This window comes from Acinetobacter sp. P8-3-8 (genome assembly GCF_000214135.1).
Taxonomy (GTDB): Bacteria; Pseudomonadota; Gammaproteobacteria; order Pseudomonadales; family Moraxellaceae; genus Acinetobacter.
Window position 1 is genome coordinate 1 of record NZ_AFIE01000078.1, and the last position, 9,638, is coordinate 9,638.

Here is a 9,638-nt window from a genome sequence, read left to right on the forward strand (position 1 = left end):
CCTAAGCAAGATCGAGGTATGGATTTTAGTTTTTATAGCTAGGAAATAGTCAAAACTTTATCTTAAATATAAGTGCTTATGTAAATTATAGACTACTATCTTACAAGCCTGATTTAGCTGTATTCACTAAATGTGAAGAGGTCTGTCTGTCTAAAACAATATAATATTTATTGATCCACTCTAGTGCTTTATCTAATGATGCTTCTTGAAAAGAGACTTGCTCTTCTCTAGAAATAGATTGGCCAATTAGAATGACTCTATTAAAAAAGCCTTGATCAACAGCGTCAAAGTCAGCTTTTGAGCATATTCCTTGAGAATACATGCCAGCATAAGCGATACGGAGAGCGTAAAGTAAGGGCATAAAAGTACTATGTGATGGCTGTTCATATAAGCTACTTAAATAATCCTCAAGGTCTTTGAACATGTCATAGTACTTTCCTTGTGCTGTATGGTTTGAAGGAGTAATAATTTCTGTTAAATCATCGGGTTCTAGGATAGTTTTTTTACTAGCTCCTTGTATTGAGTTAATGACATCAAACCATGCTTGAATTTCACCTTCTGAAAGATAAGAACTTCCCATCTGAATGTTGCTTTTTGCAAAAGTTAAACGGCTACTATTTAATGTGTTTTGATTTGCCTCTATTAACCTTTTTATAAGCTTACATCTTATTTTTACAGCCTCATCTATTCCTAACTCTTTAATCAACTGGGGGCTGACACTATTATTTAATATTGATAGTGGGCTATTAGGTAAGTCCATTGCGGATTCTTTATTTAGTGCATCCCTATATTCAATTTCATGAAATCGTGAAAAACCCACTAGTTGTTTTCCATCATTGTTCCCTTGTGATGCTCCACAAAGTTCCTCAATTAAAAAAAGATAAAGCTCATTGGGTGTTTTAATACTGTTACTTAATTCTAAATAGGCATTATTTATGAATTTTTCTAAGTAAACAGGGTTCTTTAAGGAGTTCTGCTTTTTAGAAGAAAAAATACCAAACATATATTGCACTCTTTAAATTTCTTTTAATTATTATACTGTTTCTATCTATTAGAAATATCTAAATTTTATTAATAGGAACTGTATAGATTTTCTAAAATTAACATAATACACCTTATACGAAACGCTAAAATTGAGTTTATTACACTGTTTTTTATTTGTTTTTTTAAATTTAAAACCTAGGCCAGTGCCTAGGTTTTTTTATTTCGTATAACAACCATTATGTTAAATGAAAGCTTCTGTTGATCCTTTTACCCTGTATTTCATATGTAAAGTTTGGCTCTTTAGCCCATTCTTTTTTAAATATGCCTTCATTTCAGAAGTGATCTTTAATATTTCTAAAATTAACATAATACACCTTATGCGAAATGTGTTATAATTTACCTTGAAATTCACATACTTATTTCAAAGTTTATAGCCCGAGCATCACTGTTCGGGCTTTTTTTATGATTTTTCACGTTCCACGCCTATTATTTGATCAATGTTCCACAACTTTGTTCATATCAGTTAAACAATCGTGGTTAATCATAGGGTCTAAAAAAACGGCTCCAAAAGCCCCTTTTCTCAGGCTCTGGTTCAATGTGTTTAGGCACAGGAATGCGCTTGTTTTCTGTTTTTTCCGGAGTAGTCAATCCGTCATCTTTCGCCTGAGTTTGGATCTCAGTTTGTACAGGAGTTTCTTTTTTTTGAGTAGTCAATGCATCATAGTTCGACTCACTTTTTAAGCTAGTGTCTGTTGCTGTATCTGATTTTGAATCGATAGACCTAGTTGTATAGGCTCTTGGAGCTTCTAATAATCGTTGTATCGCTTCGATTTGTTCATCCTTAACGTGTAATTGATCATTCTTGGCTTTTAATTCCTCGCGTTGAAACTGCTCACGCTCATGCGCCTGTTCAAGCTGTTTTTGAAGAATGTAAACCTGTTGTTCTAGTAGGTGAACTTCTGACAACTTTCGTGTTTCGGTTGTCTGTGAACTGTTCACATTTCTAGAGGGTTCACCAAAAACTCGAATAGCTTCGGAAAGATCAATTTTACCATCACTATTCTTACTTAAATTACCTTTATTAACTTGCTTATAAATGGCTTGACGAGTCATTCCATACAGGTTTGAAAGCTCAATAACAGATAGTGATTTCATCTTGTAATTCTGGTTGTCTATTATGTGAACCAAGATACATCAACAAACAGTCAACCGCTACATATACAGTCGATCTTTATGCCTTAAAACCTAAATTTTTAAGATGAGGAATAAGTTGTTTTTGTTGTATTGGATCTCGCAGCATATCTTTAATTTTGATAGCTAAGTCGTCATAACTTTCACCTTGTTGTGCTAGGTGAGATACTTCATGTAAGCGTGAAAGCTGATTACCAAAAATATTAATTTGTGAATCAGTCAATTTATAAAAATCATTCTGTTCAGATTTATGCTCAATATTTTTTGATTTTTCTTTAAACGTGAATTGAATGTGTGTGACTTTTCGGCCTGTTTTTATTTGCTCGTAAGATACATTTAAAGGGCTATGTTCATTGATTTGATCTACAGCTGTATCAATAACCCATCTTTTTAAATCAGCAGATAATGGATATCTTTTTCCTAGCTCCAACATACTTCTTAGAGATTCGATGGAAATCTCCCGTTTTCCTATTGAACGGTATTGGCTTAATAACTCATAAATACGAATAGCATAGGCACTACTCATACCAGCAATGTCAGATAATGAATACTTAGTGAATTCACGACTTAGATTAGAAATGAAAGGTAAAATTTCTTTAGAAAACCTAATTCCTACAACGCTTTTACTTTCTAAAAATCGTATAGATTGAATCCATCTCATTTTGATTGATTCATCATTAATAGCTAAATTAATTGATCTGTCATATAAGCGGTTTACACCATCTTTTAGATCTCTATAAGCTGTTTTTTCATGAACCCCAAGTTTTTTTAAGTCATCAATAGTTACGCGATAAATTTCATCATCTGTAATGTCTTCAGCCCGACTAATTTTACTAATAGCTGCTAACACAATACGCTGTTCTGTTGAGCTGAGTTGATATGAAGCCTCAATAACTTGATTTGATTTAACTACTAGTTCTTTTTTAGATGGGTTCATCATTTTTATTTCGAAAACTTAACTATGAGTACTATAATTCTCTCATAGTTAGTAGTCAATCCCTCATAGTTAAGTAGTCAATCCCTCATAGTTAGTAGTCAATCCCTCATAGTTAGTAGTCAATCCCTCATATTTAAGAGCTGAAAGCCTTGTCTTTAAGGGCTTTCAGCCTACCTAAAATATTTAAAATATTTAAAAATAATTAAAAAGACAATTTGAAAAATTGCCCTTGGTTTTCGCTTCGCTCAAACTCTATTGAATCTCGCTTTCGCTCGATTCGAGGGGCAATTTTTTAGCTAATTTCGTTATGACTTAAAGAAAAATCAAAAGCAACTCGGAATTCGCTTCGCTCATAAATTTTTTATGCTCGCTACGCTCGTCTAGAAGTTAATTAGTTTAGTTCGCACCCATTCGGGATGCTCTGAGATAAAAGTGATTAATGGATAGGGAGCTTGTAATCAGAGAAAAAGCTAGGTGAAATTTTGATTAAGCTTTATCACTCGTAGACACTCGTTCGGTTTTTTTCAATATCAGTCTGATATGGAAAACTGCTTTATAAAAATTGTTATTCGTTTTACAGAATTTTTTCAGCCTAGTTGCATTTCTCACTCTAAATAAGCCTATTTTGCGTTTATTGGGCTTTTTAGCCCTGTTTACATAGATTTCCATGTTTTTCGAAAAAAATCGCTTAAATGCGATTCTAGGCTGTTTTATAGCGATTTAGAAAATCCCTCGATTCTAATTTAGATCCATAGCCCTGCTTTGATGTTTTTGGATTTTTCATTTCTGATCAGCAGATCGGAATGCACGCTTACTCGTTTCTCTTGGAGAAACTAAAATAGCGGATTTTAATTGTCAGATTTGACTTAGTTATGACGAAGAAAAATTAAGGTAAAAAGAGGTTGTTTTTCGAACATAGGATAGGCAACAGCAGTTCAATCAGCAGTATTGTCACATAACTTTGACACTTAAAAATGAGTGAAATTCTGAACAGGCAGAGGTTTATCATTTTCCGACAGCAGGAGGGAATGCACGCTTCCGCGTTTCTCAAATAGAAACGGAATTTTTCTTTCTAAAATTAGAAAAAAACCGTCTTTAAGTAGACGGTTTTGATGTTTAAAAACGACGAAATTATTTGTAATAACTCTTCTTTAATATTTTGGGGAGAATCGGTTTTAATTCATCTGAATTTAACATGAATTTCATGTAAAGTCGTCCCGCTAAAAGCTCTGGACGTTCCCCAATATAAGCGGAAAGATGGGCAAACTGAGGGTCTGTAGACATTCCTTTGCACCACCGCTTTACGTCATCGGGATCTAAAACTAAATATAATTTGTTTGGGTCTAATTGAATACTCATGATTGTTGTTTTCCAATGATATATTGACCATCTTGCCTTAATTTTTAGGATTTCTCTTTCGAGGTAAAAAAATGAATACAGAATCATTCCAACAATCAAAAAAAGATGAACTTATTGGACTTGAAGAACAGCACGAGATCTCATGTTTAGTCCAAAAATTTGCTATGGAAAAATTAGGATATTCAAAGGTGAAAGTTTCATCTTTTGAGCTAATGCAAAAGAAGCCTCGATCAATAGTGACTATTGCATTTAATAAGAGTCAAAATGATCTCTATTTACGATTCGGAAAGTATGATTTGGCTGATCTTAATGATCAGAAAATCATTGTTTTTGCTCGCATTGGATTTCGTAAAAAGAAACATGGTTATGGAACAGCTCTACTAAAGGAACTTTGCCATTTTGGGCAGCAATTTGGATATGGATATTTAGAAGTAGAACGCCCAAATCCAGATTGCCAAGCTTTTATGAAAAAATTAGGTTTTAAGGATAAGTTCTATCTTCCTATTGATCAGTTGAAAAGATCCATTCAAGAATATGAGCTTTCGAGACAAGCTGGACCCAGTTTCCTATAAGAGATTTTATGTTAAATAAAGATATTTATTATTTCTTCCAAAATAAAAAAACCGCCTAAGAGGCGGTTTTTTTTATCAAATATGGCTAATCAGCAATATTTAAAGCGGTAAAATTTGGAGGTTGATATAAAGTTTGCATATGGGAAAAAATCATCATTCCAGAAATTAAAAACATCAATATTGTTATTACAGAGCTATATAATCGCATTCATTACTTATCAATCTTACTAGACCAACATATTACCTTATATTGTTACATTTACAATAAAAATATGATTTTATTAATTTTTTAGTTAATTTTATCTTTTTTATAATTTTAATAAATATATATATAAGAAAACTTGATATTTTATGTTTTTAGTGTATAGTTACTTTAACTAGAAAAAAGTCTTGTTCCGGTAAATCTTCTTTAAGTATCGCAGTTTTAGTCATAATCCTTCGTTTTTTTCAGATTTTAAGTCGCTTCTTTATTATTTTCAAAGTTATACCCAGTCAAGAAAATGACTAAAAATTATTAAAAATTAGTAGGATATATTATGTCAAACTCAAATATCGTTAAAGGTTCTGTAAAGTGGTTCAACGAAACTAAAGGTTTTGGTTTTATTCAACAAGAATCAGGCCCAGATGTTTTTGCTCATTTCAGCGAGATCGCTAGTTCAGGTTTCAAAACTTTACTTGAAGGTCAAATGGTTGAATTCAGCATTACCCAAGGTCAAAAAGGACCAAATGCTGTAAATATTGTTGCTATCTAAGTAATAATAGGCAGTAATAAAAAAGCACTAATCAGTGCTTTTTTATGATCCAAAATTTAATTTTAAAGTTGTTTTCCAGATCGGAAAAATCCCAAAAAATAGGATATAAGTTGTTAAAAATAAATGATTTAATTGCAAAATCTAAAAATGGCACTGAAATTATTGTATCGTTAATTCCATTAAATAAAATGCAGAATACACGTCAAGGTTTACAACAAATTGAAGTAGGTAAAAGAATTTTGCTTCAGTCTGGAATTGTAGTTGATTTAAATTTAGATGGTCGTACTTTTTATACTTCATTACATCACCTTTTTAAATTAAATCAAAGAGTTATGTAGGTATTAATTTTTATATCAAGTATTGATTTCGCTATTTTTTCTACTACAATTTTATTAAAGGTATATAAATGCTTAAACAAAGTATCAGTGTGAAAGATCAATTTGGGGTTAAACAGGCTATTCAAGCAACAGTTGATAAGTATTTTGCTACTACGCAATCTTCTTCTAATGTAAAACATATCACCGTTGATGGTGAAGATATTCGGCCAAATTTTGAAATGTTTTTTCAAAGTACATCGAGTGGAAAAATTTTCAAAATTGTATAGATAAACTGAATTCTGTTTCAGCTCCTATATTCTATAAATGATAATCAGAATTCAATTGTAGGCCATTATAAATCAGACCTTCTATCGGTATCAGGAAAGTTAGATGGTTAATTAATTGAGTTTTAAGGACTGATTTTTGTATTATACAAAAATCAGTCCTTTTAATTTAACTTGTGATATTAAATCTTATATATACCCAATTCAAAAATAATTCTTTATGATTGAAATTAGGTGCCGATATAGCATCTATTACTAGCCAAGCCTTATTAAAATTTAGTGTGAATTTTAATGGTTCCTTTGCTTCAAAAGCACTAATTCTATGGTCATGAAGTTCAAAGAAAAAACTTTTAACTTTTCAAATTGGTTACTATTCTTGAAGTTTGGAGATTTTTTTAAAAAATTATAAATTTGTTCTATAGTTATCAAAGAAGTGGTATGGAACATTCTAACCTTTCGTATATTTTGCATATTTAAATTATGACACATATCAAAATTATCTAGTAAGTTTATATTTTATAAAATAAAGATCCCATAGTTAAAAGAGAAACCTTATTAACTGAAATCTTAATTTTTAGCTAGCATCAATCCTTATTCTGATTTTGGATGCACCTCTAAGTGTGATTTAAAGCGAAAACATAGACAATAAAAAAGCCCGACATCCTGTCGGGCTTTTTCATATCGGATTGCTCGTCTTACTGATCTCGTGCTGCCCATTCCTTGCGCAATTTTCTTATTCTTGTTGTCTGGAAACATCCAGTTTCCTTATGTATTCATCATAGGGCTAATGACTTGAATTACCAATCTGCAAAATCGTTAAATCTGTGTAAGTTTTAGCTTACAAAGTTGGCCTATTTTATCCCAAGAGTTGTCCGCAGAAATTGGGGATTATTTCTGAATTGTGACCCTTGAGAAATCAGAAAAAAATGCAAAAATGAATGTTTTTTGATCAATTTTATTGGCTAAAAGTTACAGTTTTGCTTAAAAAGAAACCGACTTGTTTCCAAGTCGGTTGAACGAGAACGTTCCAGAGGGTATGAATAACGATAAGATACTGATCTTAAAGTAATATTAAAAACACGTTTCGTATAAGGCCCATTCTGTTAAATATAAAAGCTTTTCATGCTATAAAAAATATTATTTAATTGAATCGTAATAGCTTTTGAAAAATTGAAATGACTAGAAATACATTTAAAAACTCATATCGTTCTAATTATCGGGGAAAAGTAACGGTTGAAGATGCTCAAAAACATCAGAAATATATTGATGACATGAAGAAAGATGCAGCTTTTTACTATTTAGATCATTTAGAAAGTTCAATTATTCCACATAGTATGCTTCATAAAATCATCCAGAAATTAAAAACGAAGCAGAATGACAGTTTAACTTTGCCAGAAAAAGCCTATTTACTTCGCAATAATCTGAATGCTTTATATGCCCTTATTGAAGGGAAGATCTCTTTTAATCAATATAAAAAAGAATCTTCAAATGACAGAGTTGTATATAAAAAACGTTTAGAAGAGGAACAAATACGTCTAGAAAAACTTAAGGAGCTAGAGCGTATTGAAGAGCAAAAACGTCAAGAAAAATTAGCTCAAGAAAGAAAAGCTAGAGAACAAGCTGAACGTGAGAGAAGAAAGAAACTAGAATCTGATCCAAAATATATTGCACAGCAAAGAGAGAAAGCTCTTTTAAATAAATATGAAATTTATCCTTATCTTATTGGCAATAAGCAAAGATCTAAACTACTTAATATATTGAATTTATTGGATAACCAACAAAGATTACAGGAACAAGATGCTATTTGGTTAAGTTCAGAAGGACGAGAGTTTTTTACTGGCGAAGTTAAAATGAAATTTCATCGTGTAGAAGCTGACTTTTACCTTAAACAATATGAAGTAACTAAATCAGATTGGCATGCTATCAATGCCTCTAGCCAATTAAGAAAATGTAAAGCTAGTAAAGAAGCTGAAAAATTTCTAGAAAACACAAAAATTTCCTCAAATAAAAATAGCAAACTATTATCTGCTTATTTTACTACTCTAGGTGGAGTAAAAAGGGATCTCAAGAAATCAGATACCGCTATAGAGCATGGATTAAAAGCACATGATCATAGTTCTCAAGACTATAGACCTTGTACCTTATTAGGGGCTATATACATGGAGAATCATGAATATGATCTTGGTCACGATTGGTATAGCAAGGCTCGTGATAGAGGGGCTCCAGAAAACTCTATTAATGCTGACCTCAGAAGTATTCTATTGAGGTTGGATAAGGCTAAACGTAGTGAGATGGTGGCAAGCTTATTGAAAAAGGATCCATATATTTATGGATGGTTAAAGGATATGAAGCAGTAAGCTAATTTGAAGTTTTGCTAAAATTAACATAATACGCGTTATACGAAATTAAAAAATGGGAGCTAAGCTCCCATTTTTGCTGATTTTTTCAATTTTTAGGTGGTAGCCTAGGCTTCTTCAATAAATTACGCACCTAAACGCATTAACTTTTCTTGAATAGCATCACTGACAAAGGCATTTAGAGAATTACTTGATGCTAAAACTGCCTTACGGTGTAATTCAGGGCTAATACGGACATTAAAAGTTCCTTTGAATGGTTGATCAGGAGATTTTCCTAGTTCAGCACATGATTCTAAATAGCCGTCTACAGACTCCTGAAAAGCTTGCTCAAGAGCTTTTAAAGTTTCTGCTTCATAGGTGATAAGATCACGAATAAAAGCGAGTTTTCCAAATAACTCACCTGTTTCAAGATCGGGTTCAATTGTGCCGAGATAACCTTTGTATTTTAAATAGCTCATAAAAATCCCTCCTGCTTGAGTGCCTGTTTTACAGCTTTCAATGCCCCACCTTTGATTTCATTTTCAGGGTGTGGTCTATGCAGTAAAATCATATGTTCAGTTTTTTCATTAAAAAACCGAACACGAGAGCCTGCCATTTCAAATTTTTCATAGCCGAGCTGGCTCAGTAAAACGACTAAATCTTTATATGGAAACGTATTTTTTGAATTTCCAAATTTTTCCAATAACTTTTCCGTTTTACCCATATGCTAGCCCTACTCAGTTACGACTAAGTATAGTCCCCTGAAATTAAAAAATGCAACTGAATTTAGTTGCATTTCATATAATCGCCATTATGTTAAATGGGGAATTTTAAGTAAGTTTAATTTTTATATTAAACGACATAGGCTTAACTAGAACAGTAAAAGTAGCTGAGCAAACCTCGACC

General features: G+C 32.0%; 11 protein-coding genes. 5 read left to right on the top strand and 6 right to left on the bottom strand.

Annotated features, from left to right (window positions below):
• Positions 1-100: 100 nt before the first annotated feature.
• From GGG_RS0117565 to GGG_RS0117580, 4 genes are all read right to left on the bottom strand, one after another.
• Entirely contained in the window at positions 101-1,003 is a 903-nt protein-coding gene (locus tag GGG_RS0117565; RefSeq protein WP_005000587.1) for a hypothetical protein, read from the bottom strand.
• A 518-nt stretch (positions 1,004-1,521) separates the two neighbouring features.
• A complete protein-coding gene (locus tag GGG_RS0117570) occupies positions 1,522-2,139 on the bottom strand; it encodes a plasmid replication DNA-binding protein (RefSeq protein WP_010117339.1) in 618 nt (205 codons plus the stop codon).
• 76 nt (positions 2,140-2,215) lie between these two features.
• On the bottom strand, positions 2,216-3,115 hold the full coding sequence (gene repM / locus GGG_RS0117575) for a replication initiation protein RepM (protein ID WP_010117341.1): 900 nt from the start codon (positions 3,113-3,115) through the stop codon (positions 2,216-2,218).
• A 1,128-nt stretch (positions 3,116-4,243) separates the two neighbouring features.
• Positions 4,244-4,471, bottom strand: coding sequence for a hypothetical protein (locus GGG_RS0117580; RefSeq protein WP_016650499.1), 228 nt, complete (start codon positions 4,469-4,471; stop codon positions 4,244-4,246).
• A gap of 71 nt (positions 4,472-4,542) precedes the next feature.
• Between GGG_RS0117580 and GGG_RS0117585 the strand changes: the two genes are divergently transcribed.
• The 5 genes from GGG_RS0117585 (at position 4,543) to GGG_RS0117610 (ending at position 8,753) form a co-directional block, all read left to right on the top strand.
• Entirely contained in the window at positions 4,543-5,043 is a 501-nt protein-coding gene (locus tag GGG_RS0117585) for a GNAT family N-acetyltransferase (RefSeq protein ID WP_010117344.1), read from the top strand.
• A 536-nt stretch (positions 5,044-5,579) separates the two neighbouring features.
• On the top strand, positions 5,580-5,795 hold the full coding sequence (locus GGG_RS0117595; RefSeq protein WP_010117346.1) for a cold-shock protein: 216 nt from the start codon (positions 5,580-5,582) through the stop codon (positions 5,793-5,795).
• Between the two features lie 110 nt (positions 5,796-5,905).
• Positions 5,906-6,133 (top strand): hypothetical protein, encoded by a 228-nt coding sequence (locus GGG_RS0117600; RefSeq protein WP_010117348.1) that lies wholly within the window; start codon positions 5,906-5,908, stop codon positions 6,131-6,133.
• Positions 6,134-6,201: 68 nt separating this feature from the next.
• Positions 6,202-6,399 carry a hypothetical protein gene (locus GGG_RS0117605; protein WP_010117350.1) on the top strand — a complete coding sequence of 66 codons (198 nt, stop codon included), beginning with the start codon at positions 6,202-6,204 and terminating at the stop codon, positions 6,397-6,399.
• Positions 6,400-7,571: 1,172 nt separating this feature from the next.
• Entirely contained in the window at positions 7,572-8,753 is a 1,182-nt protein-coding gene (locus GGG_RS0117610; protein WP_010117352.1) for a hypothetical protein, read from the top strand.
• A 125-nt stretch (positions 8,754-8,878) separates the two neighbouring features.
• On the opposite strand, the gene GGG_RS0117615 is transcribed toward GGG_RS0117610, so the two are convergent.
• Both GGG_RS0117615 and GGG_RS0117620 read right to left on the bottom strand, forming a co-directional pair.
• The gene (locus tag GGG_RS0117615) at positions 8,879-9,211 is read right to left on the bottom strand and encodes a type II toxin-antitoxin system HicB family antitoxin (RefSeq protein ID WP_010117354.1); all 333 of its coding nucleotides are present in this window, start codon (positions 9,209-9,211) and stop codon (positions 8,879-8,881) included.
• A complete protein-coding gene (locus GGG_RS0117620; protein WP_004812233.1) occupies positions 9,208-9,456 on the bottom strand; it encodes a type II toxin-antitoxin system HicA family toxin in 249 nt (82 codons plus the stop codon). Before GGG_RS0117620 ends, GGG_RS0117615 begins: the two co-directional genes overlap by 4 nt.
• Between the last annotated feature and the right edge of the window lie 182 nt (positions 9,457-9,638).

Coding starts and splice junctions, on each gene's coding strand:
- GGG_RS0117610 (WP_010117352.1), top strand. CDS start 7,572: ATGACTAGAAATACATTTAAAAACTCATATCGTTCTAATTATCGGGGA.
- GGG_RS0117580 (WP_016650499.1), bottom strand. CDS start 4,471: ATGAGTATTCAATTAGACCCAAACAAATTATATTTAGTTTTAGATCCC.
- GGG_RS0117605 (WP_010117350.1), top strand. CDS start 6,202: ATGCTTAAACAAAGTATCAGTGTGAAAGATCAATTTGGGGTTAAACAG.
- GGG_RS0117620 (WP_004812233.1), bottom strand. CDS start 9,456: ATGGGTAAAACGGAAAAGTTATTGGAAAAATTTGGAAATTCAAAAAAT.
- GGG_RS0117565 (WP_005000587.1), bottom strand. CDS start 1,003: ATGTTTGGTATTTTTTCTTCTAAAAAGCAGAACTCCTTAAAGAACCCT.
- GGG_RS0117570 (WP_010117339.1), bottom strand. CDS start 2,139: ATGAAATCACTATCTGTTATTGAGCTTTCAAACCTGTATGGAATGACT.
- GGG_RS0117595 (WP_010117346.1), top strand. CDS start 5,580: ATGTCAAACTCAAATATCGTTAAAGGTTCTGTAAAGTGGTTCAACGAA.
- GGG_RS0117585 (WP_010117344.1), top strand. CDS start 4,543: ATGAATACAGAATCATTCCAACAATCAAAAAAAGATGAACTTATTGGA.
- GGG_RS0117615 (WP_010117354.1), bottom strand. CDS start 9,211: ATGAGCTATTTAAAATACAAAGGTTATCTCGGCACAATTGAACCCGAT.
- repM (WP_010117341.1), bottom strand. CDS start 3,115: ATGATGAACCCATCTAAAAAAGAACTAGTAGTTAAATCAAATCAAGTT.